General features: G+C 65.7%; 18 protein-coding genes. 8 read left to right on the plus strand and 10 right to left on the minus strand.

What is annotated here, in order from left to right; genetic code table 11:
• Positions 1 to 119: 119 nt before the first annotated feature.
• Positions 120 to 314, plus strand: a complete 195-nt coding sequence (locus tag QYM46_RS10560; protein WP_101553389.1) for a hypothetical protein — start codon at positions 120 to 122, stop codon at positions 312 to 314.
• Here the strand turns inward: QYM46_RS10560 and QYM46_RS10565 are convergent.
• Positions 304 to 1689 (minus strand): class I SAM-dependent RNA methyltransferase, encoded by a 1386-nt coding sequence (locus QYM46_RS10565; RefSeq protein ID WP_432788896.1) that lies wholly within the window; start codon positions 1687 to 1689, stop codon positions 304 to 306. The two genes, QYM46_RS10560 and QYM46_RS10565, sit on opposite strands and share 11 nt — an antisense overlap.
• Before the next feature lie 7 nt (positions 1690 to 1696).
• A complete protein-coding gene (locus QYM46_RS10570) occupies positions 1697 to 3607 on the minus strand; it encodes an APC family permease (protein ID WP_211167980.1) in 1911 nt (636 codons plus the stop codon).
• 136 nt (positions 3608 to 3743) lie between these two features.
• On the opposite strand from QYM46_RS10570, the gene QYM46_RS10575 reads away from it, so the two are divergent.
• Both QYM46_RS10575 and QYM46_RS10580 read left to right on the plus strand, forming a co-directional pair.
• The gene (locus QYM46_RS10575) at positions 3744 to 4418 is read left to right on the plus strand and encodes a potassium channel family protein (RefSeq protein WP_169252449.1); all 675 of its coding nucleotides are present in this window, start codon (positions 3744 to 3746) and stop codon (positions 4416 to 4418) included.
• Entirely contained in the window at positions 4415 to 5101 is a 687-nt protein-coding gene (locus QYM46_RS10580) for a potassium channel family protein (protein WP_432788897.1), read from the plus strand. The genes QYM46_RS10575 and QYM46_RS10580 overlap by 4 nt, the downstream gene beginning before the upstream one ends.
• A 69-nt stretch (positions 5102 to 5170) precedes the next feature.
• Here QYM46_RS10580 and QYM46_RS10585 read toward each other — a convergent pair whose 3' ends face one another.
• Genes QYM46_RS10585 through dut form a run of 3 tightly spaced genes read right to left on the minus strand, consistent with a single transcriptional unit; the run spans position 5171 to position 6886 of the window.
• Positions 5171 to 5548: an OB-fold nucleic acid binding domain-containing protein gene (locus QYM46_RS10585; protein WP_169252451.1), complete on the minus strand. Its 378-nt coding sequence runs from the start codon at positions 5546 to 5548 to the stop codon at positions 5171 to 5173.
• Between the two features lie 6 nt (positions 5549 to 5554).
• Complete coding sequence (locus tag QYM46_RS10590; protein WP_432788898.1) at positions 5555 to 6406, minus strand: DUF3710 domain-containing protein; 852 nt, start codon at positions 6404 to 6406, stop codon at positions 5555 to 5557.
• Positions 6407 to 6412: 6 nt separating this feature from the next.
• Positions 6413 to 6886, minus strand: a complete 474-nt coding sequence (gene dut, locus QYM46_RS10595) for a dUTP diphosphatase (protein ID WP_432788899.1) — start codon at positions 6884 to 6886, stop codon at positions 6413 to 6415.
• A gap of 64 nt (positions 6887 to 6950) precedes the next feature.
• Between dut and QYM46_RS10600 the strand changes: the two genes are divergently transcribed.
• A complete protein-coding gene (locus QYM46_RS10600; protein ID WP_432788900.1) occupies positions 6951 to 7406 on the plus strand; it encodes a DUF3093 domain-containing protein in 456 nt (151 codons plus the stop codon).
• 139 nt (positions 7407 to 7545) lie between these two features.
• Here QYM46_RS10600 and QYM46_RS10605 read toward each other — a convergent pair whose 3' ends face one another.
• Complete coding sequence (locus tag QYM46_RS10605) at positions 7546 to 7845, minus strand: DUF4193 domain-containing protein (RefSeq protein ID WP_039210296.1); 300 nt, start codon at positions 7843 to 7845, stop codon at positions 7546 to 7548.
• 286 nt (positions 7846 to 8131) lie between these two features.
• Between QYM46_RS10605 and QYM46_RS10610 the strand changes: the two genes are divergently transcribed.
• A complete protein-coding gene (locus QYM46_RS10610) occupies positions 8132 to 8359 on the plus strand; it encodes a hypothetical protein (protein ID WP_432788901.1) in 228 nt (75 codons plus the stop codon).
• 67 nt (positions 8360 to 8426) lie between these two features.
• Here the strand turns inward: QYM46_RS10610 and QYM46_RS10615 are convergent, their stop codons facing one another.
• Positions 8427 to 9539 carry a ferrochelatase gene (locus tag QYM46_RS10615; protein WP_432788902.1) on the minus strand — a complete coding sequence of 371 codons (1113 nt, stop codon included), beginning with the start codon at positions 9537 to 9539 and terminating at the stop codon, positions 8427 to 8429.
• A 283-nt stretch (positions 9540 to 9822) separates the two neighbouring features.
• Between QYM46_RS10615 and sepH the strand changes: the two genes are divergently transcribed.
• On the plus strand, positions 9823 to 10944 hold the full coding sequence (sepH, locus tag QYM46_RS10620; RefSeq protein ID WP_169252456.1) for a septation protein SepH: 1122 nt from the start codon (positions 9823 to 9825) through the stop codon (positions 10942 to 10944).
• 2 nt (positions 10945 to 10946) lie between these two features.
• Here sepH and cydC read toward each other — a convergent pair whose 3' ends face one another.
• The 3 genes from cydC to QYM46_RS10635 are packed head-to-tail and all read right to left on the minus strand — an operon-like array spanning position 10947 to position 17155.
• Positions 10947 to 14552 (minus strand): thiol reductant ABC exporter subunit CydC, encoded by a 3606-nt coding sequence (gene cydC, locus QYM46_RS10625; RefSeq protein ID WP_432788903.1) that lies wholly within the window; start codon positions 14550 to 14552, stop codon positions 10947 to 10949.
• Positions 14549 to 15571, minus strand: a complete 1023-nt coding sequence (gene cydB / locus QYM46_RS10630) for a cytochrome d ubiquinol oxidase subunit II (RefSeq protein WP_169252458.1) — start codon at positions 15569 to 15571, stop codon at positions 14549 to 14551. Before cydB ends, cydC begins: the two co-directional genes overlap by 4 nt.
• A gap of 12 nt (positions 15572 to 15583) precedes the next feature.
• Complete coding sequence (locus tag QYM46_RS10635; RefSeq protein ID WP_248278882.1) at positions 15584 to 17155, minus strand: cytochrome ubiquinol oxidase subunit I; 1572 nt, start codon at positions 17153 to 17155, stop codon at positions 15584 to 15586.
• A gap of 243 nt (positions 17156 to 17398) precedes the next feature.
• Between QYM46_RS10635 and QYM46_RS10640 the strand changes: the two genes are divergently transcribed.
• Complete coding sequence (locus QYM46_RS10640; protein ID WP_039210305.1) at positions 17399 to 17761, plus strand: BlaI/MecI/CopY family transcriptional regulator; 363 nt, start codon at positions 17399 to 17401, stop codon at positions 17759 to 17761.
• Between the two features lie 18 nt (positions 17762 to 17779).
• Positions 17780 to 18673, plus strand: a complete 894-nt coding sequence (locus QYM46_RS10645; RefSeq protein ID WP_169252459.1) for a M56 family metallopeptidase — start codon at positions 17780 to 17782, stop codon at positions 18671 to 18673.
• Positions 18674 to 18732: the final 59 nt, after the last annotated feature.

The following is an 18732-nucleotide window of genomic DNA, read 5'->3' on the forward strand; positions in this document are numbered from 1 at the left end:
GGGTTTTCCGCACGTCCTCGTGCGGGCATCACCAGGGCCGCGGCCGGGCCTGACTGCCTAGCGTGGGAAGCACAGTCACACGAGGCATCGCACCAGCGTGTCACCACCGAGGAGTTCCCATGGACCCGTTCACCCTAGGCGCCGGATTCGGTTTCGGCGCACTGCTCGTCGGCATCATCTTCGCCGTCGTCTGCAGCTCGTTCGCGAAGGAGAAGGGCCGGTCGGGCGGCTGGTGGGGGCTGTGGGGCTTCCTCACGACGTTCATCGCCCTCATCGCGCTCGTCCTCCTCCCCCGCCGCCCGGTCACCGCCTGAGGACTGTGACGGTCTCCAGGTGCGCGGTCAGCGGGAAGAGGTCGAATCCGGTGAGGCTCTCGATCGCGAATCCCCCATCCGTGAGGGCTGCGAGGTCCCGGGCCAGCGTGGCCGGGTCACAGGACACGTAGACCAGGGTGCGTGCCGCTGATTCGATGATCGCCGAGGTGGCCTTCCTCCCCGCGCCCGCCCGTGGCGGGTCGAGGATGATGATGTCCGAATCGGGCAGACGGGCCCGATCGACGCTGAGCGCGAGGAAGCGGGACTCGAGATCGGCGGCGTTCTCGCGCGCATGCACGATGGCCGCCTCCACCCCTTCGACCCCGAACAGGGGTGCACCGGTGGCTCGGGCGGCAGTGATGCCGAGAAGTCCGACCCCGCAGTAGAGGTCGGTGATCGCCTCGACATCGGCAGGCAGTGCTGTGACGACCTCCGAGCTGAGCAGTGCGGCCGCGTTCCGGTGGACCTGCCAGAAGCCGTCTGCGCCGACGGCGAAGTCATGACCGTCGACCGTTTCGGTCAGGGTGGCCTCACCGCGGATCACTCGCAGCGGACGAGCAGGCGCTTGGGCGCGCCTGCGCCCACGGTGACGACCACCGCGGCCACGGCCATGGCCGCTCTCGGGTTCAGCCGCCTCGGCGAGGAGTGAGAAGGAGGTCGGCAGCCAGGATCCGATTGCGTCGAGGACCTGCGCGGTGGACTGCCCGCGGACGATGAGCGCACCGCGGTCACCGGCCCACGCGAATTCGAGCCGGCGCGCCCCAGGCGCATGCAGCCCCGCGATGTCGAGCTCGTGCAGGGGTCCGGCGGCCAGGGGCGGCGCGGTCACGGGGATGACCTCGTGAGATCGGGGGGCGACCATTCCTGCGCGGCCGGTATCGTCGACGGCCAGCTGCACGCGTGTGCGCCAGTCCGTGCCGTCGGTCTCACCCGGTGCGGCAAGCACCTCGGGGTCGGCGTCGATGTGGCCGATGCGCTTGAGCTGGTCGTGCAGCACCTCGGCTTTGAGCGTGCGGGAGTGGGCGAGGTCGACATGGGCGAATTCCATGCCGCCGAATCCGGCCGACCCCGGCACGGGCCGTCCACCGTTGCCCGCAGCGGATCCGGCACCGAAGACGTCGGCCGAATCGCCGGGGACGTAGTCGAGACGACGGTCGGGCACGCGATGGGCAGAGGACTCGATCACCTCGGTGACGGTCGCGCGGAGGAATCGGGCGGGCGGTCCCGCCTCGGTGCGGACTCGGACCTTCTCACCGGGCAGGGCACCGGTGACGAAGACGACCTGGCCGTCGTGGCGGGCGATGGTGGTGCCGCCGGCCGCCGGTGCCTCGATGTCGAGGGTGAGTTCCCGGGCGTGAGACGAGGTGTCGCTCATGCGTGTTCTATGCCTGTCTGTACAGCGAGGTGTCGGCATCGGGGCCGTCTCCGCCGTACTGTCGGGAGAAGGATTTCAGTCGCCAGGGTACGGAGACCACGACGACGTTGGGCACCAGCAGCAGTCGGGTGCGCAGCTTGAGAGCCACCTGGTTGTGCAGGATGTGCTCCCACCACCGACCGACGACGAACTGCGGGATGTAGACGATGACGAGGTCCCTGGGCGATCTGCGGCGGATGGCGAGGATATGGGCGAGCATCGGGCGGACGAGTTCGCGGTAAGGCGAGCCGAGCACCGTCAGCGGCACCGGCAGCTCCATCTCGTTCCACCTCTTCTGCAGACCGGCCGCGGCCTCTTCGTCCACGGCCACGGTGACGGCTTCGAGCTGGCTCGACCGGGTCACCCGAGCGTAGGACAGCGCCCGCATCGTCGGTTTGTCGATTTCGCTGACGACGACGATGGCGTGGGTGTTCGACGGAATCGTCCGCGAGTTCACATCAGCGTCGGGGGCGAGCTCGCGGGCCACTCGCGAATAGTGACGGTGGATGGCCCCCATGACGAGGTAGAGCCCGGCCATGGCGGCGACGGCCAGCCAGGCTCCGGCGAGGAACTTCGAGACGATGACGACGATGAGGACACCGGCGGCGAGCACACAGCCGACGGCGTTGACGACCCGGTTGAGGTGCATCCGCATCCGGGTCTTCGAGTCGATGACCAGGCGCAGGCGTTTGCGCCAGTGCAGGACCATCCCCGCTTGGCCGAGGACGAAGCTGGCGAAGACCCCGACGAGGTAGAGCTGGATGAGCACCGTCGCCGAGGCGGAAGTGGCGATGACGAGGACGATCGCGGCCGCGGCCAGCAGCAGGATGCCGTTGGAGAAGGTGAGGCGGTCGCCCTTCGTCGCCAGCTGCCGCGGCAGGAATTCATCGCGGGCCAGTCGAGAGGCCAGTCCGGGGAAGCCCTCGACCGCGGTGTTCGCCGCGGCGATGAGCACGAGCGCGGTGATGAGCACGACGATGAAGAACATCGCCGGCGCGTTGTCGAAGATCGCGTGTGCGAGCTGCGCGAGGACGGGTTCCTGTTCGTATTCGGCGCTGACCGGGCTGCCGTCTGCACGGACGAGGTAGATATGCGGGTCGTCGACGTATTTGATGCCGGTGACCGATGCCAGATAGGTCAGCCCCGTGAGCATGAGGGCCGCGAGCAGCCCCGACAGCAGCAGGGTGTTGCCGGCGTTCTTGCCGCGCGGCTTCTTGAAGGCCGGTACCGCTGTGGCCACGGTCTGCACTCCGGCCAAAGCGACGGCTCCGGAGGAGAACGCACGGAGGACGATGAGGACGGTGGCCAGGCCGAGAGTCGCCTGGTCGCCGATGTTGCTGTGCACGACGGTGTAGTCCGCGGTCTGAGCGTGCGGAGTGTCGCCGAGCCCGACCCGGATGAGACCGACCGACATCGTCAGGAACACGGCACCGAGGAACAGGTAGGTCGGCACGGCCAGCAGCATCGGAGTGGCTCGTGAGCCGCGCAGACCGGCGAAGCAGATGAGCAGGATGCCGACGATGGCCACGGGCACACGGTAGGGCGCGAGCATCGGGAAGGCCGTGGTGATATAGGCGGCGAAGACCGTCATCGACACGGCCAGGGTGAGCACGTAGTCGACGAGGAGAGCCGCGGCCACGACGAGACCGGCCCCGGAGCCGAGATTCTTCGAGGCCACCTCGTAGTCGCCCCCACCGGAGGGGTAAGCACGCACGTTGATGCGGTAGCAGGCGACGATCACGAGGATGACGATGCCGACGGCCACACCGATCCAGGGGGCCACGGTCAGGGCCACGAGTGAGGTCAGTGACAGTGCCAGCAGGATCTCATCGGGGGCGTAGGCCACCGATGAGAGCATGTCAGAGGCGAAGACGGGCATCGCGATGCGCTTCTTCAGCGCAGGCGCACGCCTGTCCTCACTGCGGAAGGGCCGTCCAACGAGTAGTCTTTTGACGGCATCAGAAAAACTGCTGGCCACGGCAACCAATGGTAGATCACTGCGGGAAGGATTACCCATGCACTTCGTGATTATGGGCTGCGGCCGAGTCGGGGCGTCCCTGGCCAAAGCCCTCGATGCGAATGGGCACTCCGTCGCAGTCGTCGACCGGAATCCCGACGCGTTCCTCAAGCTCGGTCGGGATTTCAGCGGCTCGACGATCACGGGGGTCGGATTCGACCGTGAGACCCTGTCCCAGGCGAAGACCGCCGAAGCCTTCGCCTTCGCCGCCGTCTCGAGCGGTGACAATTCGAATATCCTCGCCGCGCGTGTCGCTCGCGAAACCTTCGGCGTGAGCAATGTCGCCGCCCGCATCTACGACCCGAACAGGGCGCAGGTCTTCGAACGGCTCGGCATCCCCACCGTGCCCACCGTGCGGTGGACGGCCGAGCAGGTGATGCGCAAGCTCGTCCCGCAGGGGTCGATCACCGAATACCGTGACCCCTCGGGCAGACTCGTCCTGGCGGAGGTGCATCTGGATCCTGGCTGGGTGGCGCGTCCGATCAAGGAGATCGAAACACGGACCAAGGCGCGGGTCGCCTATGTCACCCGTCTGTCCGAGGGCATCGTCGCCCATGATGATCTGCTCCTCCAGGACGGAGATCTCGTTCATCTCATGGCTCCGGTCGACCGCCTCGGCGAGATCGAACGGATCCTCGATCAGCCCGTGCGAACCGTGGAGGAAGAAGAATGAGAGTCATCATCGCCGGTGCCGGTTCCGTCGGACGCTCGGTGGCCAGGGAGCTGCTGGACAAGGACCATACGGTCCTCCTCATCGATCAGAGCAAGGAGGCGCTGGGGCATGAGCGCATTCCGGGCGCCGAATGGCTGCTCTCCGATGCGTGCGAGCTCGCCGGTCTCGCCGAGGCGGGGCTGGAGGAGGCCGATGTCGTCGTGGCCGCGACAGGAGATGACAAGACCAACCTCGTGCTCTCCCTGCTGGCGAAGACCGAGTTCGGGGTGCCGCGGACCGTCTCGCGCGTGAACAACCCGAAGAACGAATGGCTCTTCGACGACAACTGGGGCGTCGATGTCGCCGTGTCGACTCCGCGCCTGATGACCGCACTCGTGGAGGAAGCAGTGGAGGTCGGCGGACTGGTCCACCTCATGAGCTTCGAACGCGGTCAGGCAGGGCTGCTCGAGTTCACCGTGCACGAGAACGCCGAGCTCGTGGCCGAGCGCGTCGGCGGGATCACCTTCCCGCTCGATACCGTGCTGGTGGCGATCATCCGCAATTCGCGGGCGTTCGCCCCGAGTGCCGATGACGTCATCGAAGCCGGAGACGAACTGTTCTTCCTCTCCTCCCCCGATCAGGAGCCGGCGCTGCTCGCGCTGCTGCAGGAGACCGCGACAGCCGACGAGAACACCGAGGGCTGAGGCGGCTCAGTCATCCGCGAGCGTCCGCGACGACTCGGCGGTGGAGACCGTCTGGTGGCTGCAGACCGGTCAGTCCTCGGAGTCGTCGCGCGTCTGCACGAGTTCGTAGACGGGATTGTGTGCGGTGAGCACTCCGTCCTTTCCGCAGAATCGTCCTTCCAAGACGATCAGGGATCCGGGACGGATGCCGCTGATCTCGCGACGTCCGAGGAATTGGGCGCGGGCTTCGCCGGTGCCGTCGGCCACGGTGACATCGAGCCTGGGACTGTCGGCGCTGCATGACTGGGTCGTCGCCGAGACGACTCCGGCGATGCGTGAGGTCTTTCGCGCCTCTAACTCTTCGACCGGGATGACGCCGGGAATCTGACTGACCAGGCGCAGATCGGCCCGAGCCTCGGCCTCACGGGATCCGAACTCGCGCACGAGGCGGGGAATGAGGTTCCGCATCGCCGCTCAGCGGACCTCTGTGATCTCAGGCCCGCGTTCGAAGGGGTTGAGCTCGTCTTCGTGCTTCTCCTCCGTCTCGCCCTGGTCGACCTGCGGGGCGGTCAGGGCGATGAGCTCGCGGGGAGCCATGGCCTCCTGACCGCGGTCGACGACGACTCCGCGGAAGAGTGCGGAGAGTTCGGCTCGCACCTCGTCATCGGTCACGGCCTTGCCGGAGAACACGGCGCGGACGAACCAGCGTGGTCCGTCGATGCCGGCGAAGCGCATGGCGCGTTTGCCGGGACGGCCGGATTCCGTCTTCGCCGGAACTTCGATGGCCAGTTCCCTGCCGAGCGAGGTGTGCAGCTCGGTCGATTCCCCGCCCTGTTTGGTCACGGACTCGGCGAGCTGACTGCGCACCGTGTTCCACAGGCCCTCGGACCGTGGTGTCGCGAACGCCTGCAGCTGGATGCCTCCGCCGTCGTGGATGAGGGTCACTGCCAGCACGCGCTGAGAATCATCGTCCGTGTCCAGACGCACCTGCATTCCGTCGACGACGGGCACCTTGAGTGCGCCGAGGTCGAGGCGGTCATGTTCCGGATACTCCTCGGAGATGTCGAACGGGCCGTTGTCGGACCGGTCGAAGGGTGCTGACTTCTCCAGCAGCGCCTCTTCCTCGTCGATGTCGTCGGACTCGGCCGCGTCGTCGTCGGACTCGGCCGCGTCGATATCGGCGTCGTCGTCTGCGCTGTCGACAGCCTCGGTGTCAGTGTCGGCGTCCTGGGCGTCGAGCTCATCGTCGTCGGTGAGTTCGTCGTCGGTGCGGACGTCGTCATCGGTCGTCGGTGTGGATTTCTTGAACCGGGAGAACAGTCCCATGAGTCCTCACTTCTCCTTTTCGCTGAGGCCGGCGTCGATTCCGCCGGTGGATCCGAATCCCCCGGCGCCGCGGGCGCTGTCATCAAGGGATTCGACGATGTCGAAGTCGGCGTGGGCGATCGCTTGGATCACGAGTTGGGCGATGCGGTCGCCGCGGACGACGCGCAGCGGGGTCTTCGCATCGAGGTTGATCAGCGGCACCTTGATCTCGCCGCGGTACCCGGCGTCGATGGTGCCAGGAGCGTTGACGACGGTGACCCCGTGCTTGCTCGACAGTCCCGAACGCGGGTGGACGAAGGCCGCATAGCCCTCCGGCAGGGCGATCGCGATTCCGGTCGGCACGACACGGCGTTCGAAGGGTTCGAGGACGAAATCGATCGTCGAACGCAGGTCCGCCCCGGCGTCGCCCGCATGCGCGTAGGCGGGTGCGCTCATGCCCACGTCGAGGAGCTGGAGGTTGATCTTCACGGTTTCCGTCACAAAGAAGCACTCTAACGCTCCAGCCTGAGCGTGGCCAAACTTCTCGCTATGGGACAATGGCCCCATGGCAGCAACTCAATCCGGAACCCATGTGGTCTTTCAGGAGAAGGTCCGTCCCTCGATCGGCATGTGGACCCTCGTCGTGGTGGCCGCATTGTCGACGGCGCTCATGGTCATGCCCGTCTGGCAGCTCGGCACCGTCATCCTTCCCGTCATCAGCTTCATCCTCTTCGCCTGGTGGCTCAACTCGCTGACGCTGTCGATCATCGTCACCGAACGTCAGCTGTTCGTGGGCGAAGCGCATATCGACCGCCGGTTCGTCCCTCGCGCGGTCGCCTTCGACGGCGAGGAGGCCCGCCGGGCCCGCGGTGTCGATCTCGATGCGCGCGCTTTCCTCAAGATCCGCCCGTGGGCGAAGTCCGTCGTCCGCATCGATCTCGACGATGATACGGACCCCACCCCGTACTGGCTCGTCTCATCACGGCGCCCCCACGAACTCGCAGCCGCCCTCACCCCCTAACCCCACCCCTTATTGCTACCTGACGGCGGCGCAGCAACCTCGCGCGAGGTTGCTGCGCCGCCGTCAGGTAGCAATTGGAGAAGAAGAACGGACCGCGACCCAATCGAGGGCGCGGTCCGTTTTCGAGAAGAGAAGCGATTCAGCCTGCACAGTCCGTGCAGATGGGGATCCCGCCCTCTTCCGTCGCAAGCTGCGAACGATGGCGGACCAAGAAGCACTCCATGCAGGTGAACTCATCGTTCTGCTTGGGCAGGACCCGAACGGAGAGCTCTTCGTTCGACAGGTCCGCACCCGGAAGTTCGAAGCCTTCGGCTACTGCAGTCTCGTCTTCGTCGATCTTGCTCGCCTGAGCCTGGGAACGCTGGGCCTTGAGCTGCTCGATCGAATCGCTTTTGATCTCATCGTCTTGCTTGCGAGGTGCGTCGTAGTCTGTTGCCATATGGCCTCATCGCTCTCTGTCCGGAGGGGGTGCCGAAGAGGAACTATTCTCCTCTTCCGAGATGTGTCCCCAGCATTGTGCACTGTATGCTTGCCGTTGGCAAGATGGAATGAACACCGGATGCGGTGATTCTCGTCACCAGCTTGTCTGCATGGACAGAGCACACATAGAGTTCACGAAGAGCTCTGCAAGAATGCTTGTGATGGACAGCACCGACAGCACTGCCTGTCGGTAGATTACCGGGTTCGTCCCCTGTGGAGGCGGCCCGAGGAAGGACGGATCCACAATGAGTGAATTCGCTGATCAGCTCGACACCCGAATCGATGATGTCCGTCATCGCATTCACGAGGCCCGGTCTGCCGGTGACGACTTCCTCGTCGAAAACCTCATCGACGACCTGCAGAACCTCATGGAACTGGCCGGTCGCAACGATGTCGACACCGGTCCCATCGCCGAGGTGATCCAGGCCGAGACAGGTGCCCTGCCGGTCATCCCGGCCCCCGAGGATAGCTGAGAGAACATCGAGAGAAAGAGCCCTGCCTCACCGATTCGGTGAGGGAGGGCTCTTTCGGCTCCGGGCCTCAGTTCGCCATGGCCCAGTTCGGATAGGTCGCGCGTTCGATGCGACCGCGGCAGCAGTCGATGCTGCAGGCTCCGCTGCCGGGCACCAGGGCCTTCGTCCCGGGCAGGGCCGGAGCGTCGATGTCATCTCCGCGCAGCTGAGCGATGCGCTCCTCCACGAGATCGACGAGGCCCTTGACGAAGGCGTCGTGGGTGCCCACAGTCGCCACTCGGGTGAAGTCGAGCCCGAGCTCTGCGGCGGTCTCCTTCGCCTCGGTGTCGAGGTCGAAGGCGACCTCCATATGATCGGAGATGAAGCCGATGGGCACGAGCACGACACCGGTCACCCCCTCCTCGGCGAGTTCGGTCATCCGGTCGTTGACATCGGGTTCGAGCCACGGCACCTCGGGCGAGCCCGAACGCGAACAGTAGACGAGTTCGGCCGGAACACGATCGGCCTGATCGATGCGCCCCACGAGATGGTCGATGAGCTCTTCGTGCTGGGCACGGTAGCCGTTGGTCGTCACCTCGGAGGCGTCCTGCATGACGTTGGGGATCGAGTGGGTGACGAAGAGGATCCGGTGCTTGGCCGAGTCCATCTGTCCGACCTTGCTCCGGAAGTCGGTGAGCCCTTCGTTCAGACAGTCCGCGCAGGCGTCGGCGTAGCCGGGGTGGTTGTAGAACTGACGGATCTTGTCGATCGAGACGGTGAGGCCTTCGTCCTTGAGCGTGTCGATCGTCTTCGCGAAGTCCTCACGGTACTGTCGGCACGACGAGTAGGACGAGTAGGCGGAGGTGTCGATCGAGAGGAACCGTGTGGCACCGTCCTTCGCCAGGGTGCGGACCTCATCGGTGAGGTAGGGGTCCCAGTTGCGGTTTCCCCAGATCAGCGGAGTCTCGATCCCGCGACGATCGAGTTCGTCGCGCAGCGCGGCCAGCAGCGCCTTGTTCTGATCATTGATCGGAGACTTCCCTCCGAAGCCGAAATAGTGCTCCCCCACCTCCTCGAGCCGCTCCTCGGGAATCCCGCGGCCGGCGGTGACGTTGCGAAGGAATGGAACCACTTCTTCTGGGGCCTCCGGTCCGCCGAATGACATGAGGACCAGGGCGTCGATGGGTGCAGTCGTTTTCACGGTTTCGATCTTACAGACTGCACCTCAACTCGGCCCGCTGTCCGCAGAGTGAGCCGTGCCCACTCACGGTGCAGACCGGATCGGGTCGGACCACGCCTGCCGTGCCGCTGTCAACTGTTCAGGCCCCGGGTTCACGCCCGACTCAACCGTGGCCGGTCTCACAGTCTCCCTCTGCCGGCGGTCGATCCGGCCTGTGATTTCGCGACTCGCGCGGAAATCTGCCCGGCGCGACGCGCCGAACGTGACACGATCTTCAAGAGACGCGACAAAGGAGCTTAAGGCAATGCGTGAACTGATCTTGAACGGAGTCAACGCAGACGGCACTCATCTGCTGTTGAACGACGAGAACGGGCTTCAGTACCGAGTCGTCCTCGATGAGGCTCTCATCGCCGCGGTCCGCAGGGACCGCTCCCAGTCCAAGCCCGAGGCTCCCGTGCGCCCGAAGGAGATCCAGGCCATGATCCGCGGCGGCATGGACGCCGAAGAGGTCGTGGCCACCACCGGAGCCGATCTCGAATATGTGCGCACCTACGTAGGTCCGGCGATGGCCGAACGCGAACGCACCGCCTACCTCGCCAGCCGTCATCCCATCTATTCCGACCACGATCCCAACGGTGAGCCGACTCCGCTCATCGAGCTGTGCCAGGAACGTCTGGCGATGCGTGATGTCGATATCGAGACGATGGAATGGGATTCCTGGAAGCAGCAGGACGGCAACTGGTACATCCAGCTCAGCTTCACTGCCGCTGATCGAGTCCGCACCGCCAGCTGGCACTACTACCGCCGATCGCTGACCCCGATCGACGACGAGGCGAAGTGGCTCGCCGATTCCGGCCCCACCGACACCGGACCGATCCCGAACTACGGCAGCGGTGCGGAGCGTCAGAGGAGCACCGAGGAGGTCGATGTCCTCCCGCGCACCGATCAGTCGTCCGCGTCGATCGCCGCGGACGGACCGGTCCGCCCCACCGCCGGTTCGGCTCCGTCGCAGCAGGCCCGCGATCACCAAGCTGAGACCGGCCGGATTCTGGAGAACCTGCGCAAGCGTCGCCACACCGAGGAGGAGCCGCGGACCCGTCTGCGTGCGGTCACCGAGGATCCCGAGACTCACCCGCAGGGGGCGCACACCGCTCCCGGTCAGCCCGAAGCCGCCGCCGATGACGAGGTCTTCGCCTTCGAGGATGCGGCTGCCTCTGCCGAGGAACCGCAGGAGCCGACTGAGAAGGTCGGTGTCTTCGATGATGAGAATCAGCTCTCGCTGCTCAATGAGCCCGGGGTGAGCGATCACTCCGATGATTTCAAGGACTCTGCGTCGGCGAAGGACTCGAAGCCGAAGTCGAAGAAGAATTCGCGAGCCTCGATCCCGAGCTGGGACGAGATCATGTTCGGGTCGAAGCGGGACTGACCTCAGACTCTCGAGTGTTCGCCCTCGGGATCGCGTGAGCCGAGGTCCGCTGCACCCGGTTCGACTGTGCCGAGGTCGACGACCTCATCGCCATCCGCGATCAGTCGCCTGTCGTGAGTGACCATGACGACCGTGCGATCGCGGAGGTTCTCGCGCAGGTCGTCGATGAGCAGCCGTGCCGTCTCATCGTCCAAGTGTGCCGTCGGCTCGTCGAGGACGATCACGTCGGCACCGGTCAGCAGGGTTCTGGCCACCGCCAATCGCTGGCGCTGACCACCGGAGATCTCCGTACCGTGATCGCCGACCCACCGGTCAAGCCCCGCGGCGTCGGCCCAGTCGCCCAACCCTGCCGCTCTCAGCGCGATGGCCATCTCGTCGTCTCCGGGCACCGTCTGCCTCGCCAGGGCGAGATTGCCGCGCACGGTGGATCGGAAGACATGTGCTTCCTGCGGGCACCAGGCGATGCGGCCGACCAGGTCCGCTGGTGAGCGTGTGAGCATATCGTGGCCGACCCCGGTCCGGTCACAGGCACGGTAGCTTCCGGACCAGGGGTCGAGGAACCGCAGGAGCACGCTCAGGCTCGTCGTCTTTCCGGTTCCGCTGTCGCCGCACAGCACGGTCCACCGTCCGCGTTCGGCTCGCAGGCCGAGCCCTGCGACGACCGCCCGGTCGTCCCATCCGACGGTGATCTCATCGAATTCGAGGGCGTCGACACCGACGAGCTCGGCCGCGGGGTCACAGTGGCGGGACGAATCGTCGATCTCTTCGGCCGTCGTTCCGGCGGCAGGAGCTGTTCTCTCGGCGTCGGGTCCCGACACCTCCGCTTCGCGGGCCTCCGCATTGTCTGAATCGGGCAGACAGTCCAGTGCCGATCCCAGGGCGGGAAGTTGGCGGAATGCCTCGAGCGCCGAGGCGAACACTTCGCCCAGTCCCAGCGCCATGAGCGAGAGCACGGCGACGATCTCGGTCGGAGCGTCCGTGGACACCGCCAGGATGACTGCGGTGGCGAAGGTGCTCAGCTGCAGCCACAGTTGGGCAAGGCCGAAATTGCGGGCGGACGCCTTCTGCTTCGCTGCGAGATCGTGTTCGAGCTCCGCCAACTGGCCGATCACCTCAGTGTCGACCCGGTTCGTACGCAGATCGTCCTTCGCGTTGAGAGCGCGCGTGAGTGCGGACAGGATCTGATTGCGCCCCTCCCGGATTCCGTGCGCCAAGCGGCTCTCTGCCCGTATCACGATGATCGGGACGATGATGAGGTTGACGGCGCCCAGCAGGACGAGCCAGACCAGAGACTCCACGTGGAGAAGTGCCGCCGTGATGCTCACACCCATGACGACCAGGACGGAGACGAGAGGCGGGAACAGAGTCCGGGGCACCAAGTCGCGGACGTCATCGGCGTCAGCGACCATGGCGCGCAGCGCCGAGTCCGAGGTGAGCAGACGCCGATCACTCATGCCCACACGCTCGAAGTGCTCCCACAGTCGGGTGCGCAGTCGCGTGAGGGCGGCGAAGATCGCCGAATGCAGCTTCAGTCGGCTGGCATAGAGGAGCACGGACCGGCTGAGCCCGAAGAAGCGCACGCCGACGATGGCGACCATGAGCAGCATGATGGGCGGCTGGTAGGAGGCTTCGACGATGAGCCATGCAGAGACCGCGGTCAAGGCGATGGCCGCGAGACTGGACGCGCACGCGGTCAGGGCGGCCACCAGCATGGTCGGGGTGAAGAGCGGAAGACTCGAGTTCAGAACAGACCACCGCCGGCGCAGTGCCGCTGTCCGGGCTTCGGTTCCCGTCCGTGCTTGTGTGCCCGACTGCCGCTCGGCATCGGTTCGGTCTCGCGACTGCGGCTTCGCACGCGTCCGATCTCGCTGCCCGCTGCCCGAACCCAGCAGACTCTTCGGACCGGAGTCGTCCCTGGTCTGTGTAGCGGGAGCCTCCGCAGCGGAGCTCCACCGCTGACCTGCGGCTGCGGTCTCCGCCGCAGCCGCCGACTCCGCCGCAGTCGCCGACTCCGCAGTCTCGGCCCCGTCGATTCGTGATTTCTCCGGGCGGATCTCGGTGTCGGCCAGGGCGCGAACCCGCACGTCATGGCTGGCGAGGACCACCCGGTTGGTGGCGGCCGCCTCGGCGATCATGGCGATGACGATGTCGGCATTGTCGGCATCGAGGTGGGCGGTGGGTTCGTCGAGGACGAGCAGCCCGCCCCCATCACCGAGGCGGTGCCGCACACGCACCAGCGCCAGCCGGCGCTGCTGGCCGGGGCTCAGCGCCGCGGTCTGCACCCGCAGATCGGTGGGCAGTCCAGCGGCGAACAGGGCCGACCGCGCTCTGTCCTCGTCGAGTCCGAAGAGGGCGAGTTCGGCACCGATGGTCTCGGCGAACATCCGTGGAGCCTGCGGCACATAGGCTGCAGCAACGGGAGCGACAGTGGAGTGCGCATCGGCCGGCAGGCTGCCGACCAGCGCACCGAGCACAGTGGTCTTGCCTGTCCCCGACCGGCCGCTGATCGTCGTCACGCCCGGCCGAGCGTCAATGGCGCCCGACCAGGTGATGAGCGTGCCGTCGGCATAGAGAACGCGCTGCTCACCCGGTCGACCGGTGGTGTTGAGCGCATGTCCCCGGTCGGCCGTCGCCTCAGCGGCAGCCGTCGCCTCGGTGGCAGCGGCCGTCGTCGGTCGGCTGGCTGCCGTCTGAGTCTCTGATATCAGCGCCTGGGCTCTCCCCCGCGCTTCGCGACCGTTCTCGCTCGCGTGGTAGCCGGCGCCGAGCTCCCGCAGAGGAATGAAGCATTCGGGCGCGATGAGCAGGACCAGCAGGCCGTCGCCCAGGTCCATCGTCCCGTTGACCAGGCGCAGACCGATGACCACGGCGACGAGTGCCACCGAGATCGTGGCGATGAGCTCGAGCGCCAGACTCGAGAGGAACGCGATGCGCAGCGTCGACAGGTTCGCCGCATGGTAGCGCTGCCCCAGTTCCCGCAGCCGAGCCGCATGATCACGTGAACGCCCGAGGCCGATGAGCACGGGAAGCCCTTCGGCGAGTTCGGCCAGATGATCCGACAGCCGCTCCAGAGCCGCCAGCGTCGCCGAGGTCGACTCCGCCGTATAACGGCCGATGAGCACCATGAACACCGGAACCAGCGGCAGACATACCGCGATGATGACCGCGGAGAGGACGTCGCTGAAGACGATGCGCACCAGCAGGACGATGGGCACCACGGCGGCCGCGGTCAGGGCCGGCACCACCGTGGTGAAGTAGTCATCGAGATCGTCGATTCCGCGGGTGACCGTGACCGCCGCATTCGTCCGCGGGCGTCCCCGCCCGCGAAGCAGACCCGAAAGGATCGAGCGACGCAGACCCTGTTTCGATTCAGCGGCCAAGGAGGTGCCCAAACTGCGGTCGAGCCAGAGACCGCCGCCGCGCAGCAGTGCACCGAGGGCGCCGAGGAACACCCACACCCCGGGTACGCTGTGGCCGATGATGGCGCGCACCAGCGCTTCGGCGATGAGGACGATCCCCACCGCCCGACACAGGGCGGAGAACACCGAGAGTGCCAGCCCCCGCCGACCGGTCGGCAGTTCGAGCAGGATCGACGGGGGCGAGCTCACGATCGGATCGCCACCGGCAGCTTGTGCGCTTCGGGGATGTGGGTCTCGGCGATGCGGCCGAGGAACATCCGGTAGCTGAAGATCTGGTAGGCGATGATGATCGGCAGGATCACGATCGTCACGATGAGCATGACGTTCAGGGTGTAGTCCGACGACGAGGCTGCACCGATCGTCAGCGAGTTCGACGGGTCGAGCGTCGAGGGCAGAACGTTCGGGAAGGCACCGGAGAAGACCGCTGCCAGTCCTGCGATGAGATAGATCCCGTGCAGAATGAACGCTCTCTTCTCGGCTCCGGCGCGCACCGCGAAGTACGCGGCGATGAGCGCGGCAATCGCAATGAGCACCGGAACGACGAGCCAGGTCCGCTGAGTGATCGAGGAGGCGAACCAGATGAGGAACGGGATCGCCGCCGGCAGCATGATCCTCCCGGCCCAGCGCCGCGACCGTGCCCGGACTTCGCCCTGGGTCTTGAGTCCGAGGAAGATGAGCCCGTGGGCCAGGGAGAAGCCGAGTCCGCCGAGGCCGCCGACGAGCGCCGGCCACGACATCCAGGCGAAGGGGCCGCCGACCATATCGCCGTGATCATTGAGCGGCAGCCCGATGGTCGTCAGCGCCAGCATCGCTCCGATGCAGACGGCAGTTCCGGCCGAGCCCACGGCCACGGCCCAGGTCCAGAAGGACTTCCACCGCTGCGAGTGCCCCTTGCCGCGGTATTCGATGGCCACGGCGCGGAAGATCAGTGCGAGCAGGCAGATCGTCAGGGGAATGTAGAGCGCGGAGAACAGTGAGGCGTACCAGTGCGGGAAGGCGGCGAACATCGCTCCGGCCGCGGTGATCAGCCAGACTTCGTTGCCCTCCCAGACCGGGCCGATCGAGTTGAGCAGAACTCGTTTGCTGCGTTCGCTGCGACTGAGGAAGGGCATCATCATGCCCACACCGAGGTCGAAGCCGTCGAGGAAGAGGTATCCCATCCAGAGCACGACGATGAGGACGAACCAGATTGTGGCGAGGATTTCCATCGTGACCTTCCCTCAGTACGCGAACGACAGGACGTCGTCGCCGTTGTCGGTGATCGTGGGCTTCGTATTCGTCTGGTCGAGTTCGGGCATCGCCGAGGCGACTCCGCCCTTGACGTACTTCGTGATCAGTCGCAGTTCGACGACCATCAGAATTCCGTAGACGGTGGCCAGGCTGATCAGTGAGAACAGCAGCATTGCCGGTGTCACCTCGGGTGACAGCGCCGCTTGGGTGTACATATACACCCCGTCGAGCTGGGCCGGGTTCGGGGCCACGACGAAGGGCTGACGGCCCATCTCGGTGAAGATCCATCCGGCCGAGTTCGCGAGGAACGGTGTCGTGATGGCCAGGACGAAGCCGCGGCTGAGCCACTTGGACTCGGGCACCGTGCCCTTGCGGGCCAGCCACAGTCCGATGACGCAGACCCCGGCGGCCAGGGCGCCGAAGCCGATCATCATCCGGAAGCCCCAGTAGGTGACGATCATGATCGGCTGGTAGTCGATCGGTTCGCCGGCGTGTTCGCCGTAGCGCGGGTCGTCGGGGATGTGGGTGCCATAGCGCTCCTGGTATTCGGGCAGCAGCGTCGTCACACCGTGGACGGGGGTGTCGAAGTCCCCATTGGCCAGGAACGACAGCAGACCGGGGATCTCGAAGATGTTCTCCACGCCGTCGCAGTCATTCGACGAGGGGTCGGCGATCGTGAGAACGGAGAATTGGGTGCCGTCGTGGCAGGCCGCCTCGGCGGAGGCCATCTTCATGGGCTGCTGCTCGAACATCAGCTTGGCTTGGACGTCACCGGTGATCGAGACGCCGGCGAAGGCGAGGACACCGACGATCGCACCGATGCGCAGGGACTTGATCCACACCGCATGGTCTGTCTTGTCCCGTCCGGGAATCTTCTTCGAGGAACCGACGATGACCTTGCCGTCGGCTCCGACGGTGTCGATTCCGTCCTTGCGCCGGTGGTAGAGGTGGTACCACGAGATGCCGAGGAGGAAGGAACCGCCGACGGCCAGGGCGCCGAAGATCGTGTGCGTGAAGGCGGCGATGGCGGTGTTGTTGCCGAGCACCGCCCAGACGTCGGTCATCACGGGCCGGCCGTCGACCATCTCGACGCCGACGGGATGCTGCATCCAGGAGTTCGCGACGATGATGAAGTAGGCCGAGACCCACGTGCCGATGACGGCCAGCCACAGCGAACCGAGGTGGACCGCCCGCGGCAGTCTGCCCCAGCCGAAGATCCACAAGCCGAGGAACGTCGATTCGAGGAAGAAGGCCAGCAGGGCCTCCAACGCCAGGGGCGCACCGAAGACGTCGCCGACGAAGCGGGAGTATTCGCTCCACGCCATGCCGAACTGGAATTCCTGGACCAGGCCGGTGGCCACTCCCATGATGAAGTTGATGAGGAAGAGCTTGCCGAAGAACTTCGTGCTCCGCAGATACACCTCGTTGCCGGTGCGGTGGTAGATCGTCTGCAGGATCGCCACGAGCATGCCCAGCCCCAGGGTCAACGGCACCATCCAGAAGTGGTAGACCGTTGTGATTCCGAATTGCCACCGTCCGATGAGGACCGGGTCCAGCTCCATGGGTGCTCCATTCAGGTTTCACGCGAGCAGTGTTTCTACGTCACGTAGAATTCTACAGTTCGTAGAAACGCCGCTGTCACGGTTTCATCATTCAAGACTCCCGGTTCCAATTATGCGCTGGGGCGCGTTCACCTGGCCAAGGCCGCGACTGGGCCGAAGATCAGGTGTCTGTGTGGAATTCGACAGACTGTAGAGATATACTGGAGCGATCAGACCGACAAAGAAATTGAGGGCGAAAGAACTGTGGGAACACTGGGTGAACTCGAACGCAGCGTCATGGACGCCATCTGGGTCCACGATGACGGGCTGAGTGCCGCCGAGCTCCGCGAAGTCCTCTCGGACCGCGAGCTCGCGCTGACGACGGTACATACGGTTCTGTCTCGGCTCGAGAAGAAGGGATTCGTCACTCGCGATCGCAGCATCCGTCCGCACCGCTACATCGCGGTCTCGACCCGTGAGGATCACGTGGCGGAGCTGATGACCGAGATGCTGTCTCAGGCACCGGATCGTCAGGCTGTGCTCGCCCGCTTCCTCGGCACCGTCTCGGAGGCCGACACCAAGGCGCTGCGCAATCTGCTCGGGCGCAATCACTCGACGCAGTCCTGACCCAGGCCGGTCACCTCAATGACCATCGTGGGAATCATTCTGGCCGTGCTGGCTTTTCTGCTGGCATGGCCTGTTCCTGCGGCACTCGCTCGTTTCCGCGGTGACCCGATCTCCGAGGTCGTCCTGTGGCAGGCCGTCGGACTCTCGGGTGGCCTGTCGCTCATCGGCGCCGCTCTCGCTTTCGCCGTCGCCCCGGGCACGACGAGTCTCCCCCAGGGACTCTTCGATCTCATGCGGGGCAAGGACCACACCCAGCTGTCGCTCCTGGCGTGGATCTTCCTCGTCATCGCCGTAGTCCTCATCGCTCGGCTGCTCGGCTGCCTGGTCCTCACGTTCTATTCGGCGCGGAAGACCCGCCTGCGCCACGACGAGATCCTCCATCTGCTCAGCGAACCGTCGATCGCCTACCCTGACACCCGCATCATCACCACCGATGAAGCCGTCGCCTACTGTCTGCCCAAAGGGCCGCGGAAGGGCACCGCGGTCCTGTCCACCGGTCTGCTCAAGGCCCTCGACGAGGACGAACGCACCGCCGTCATCGCCCATGAGCGGGCCCATCTGGATTTCCGGCACGATGTGCTCGTCATCCCCTTTGCCGCATGGCATCGGGCCCTGCCGTACTTCTCGGCCACGGCCATCGGGCTGAATTCGGTGAATCGACTCATCGAGCTCATGGCCGATGATCAGGCGCGTGACCATGTCGATCCGCAGATCCTGGCCCGGGCGGTCAGCTCAGCCGCAGCGATCAGTCCCGAGCATCGCAGCGACCTGTCCGCTCAGCGCATCCTGCGCCTGTCACGCCCCTTGGATCCGGCGCGGATCCCCGTGCGCCTGATGTCGATCGGGCTGGCAGTTCTGCTTCTGCTCCTGCCGACCCTGCTCATCGTCACGCCCTCGGCATTCGGCATCTGAGCCCGGACCGGCGTTCGGCCCGGGCTCAGATGAGTCGGTGCCGACTCAGCATCGGTGCT

This window comes from Brevibacterium sp. K11IcPPYGO002, assembly GCF_050920635.1.
Lineage (GTDB): Bacteria > Actinomycetota > Actinomycetes > Actinomycetales > Brevibacteriaceae > Brevibacterium.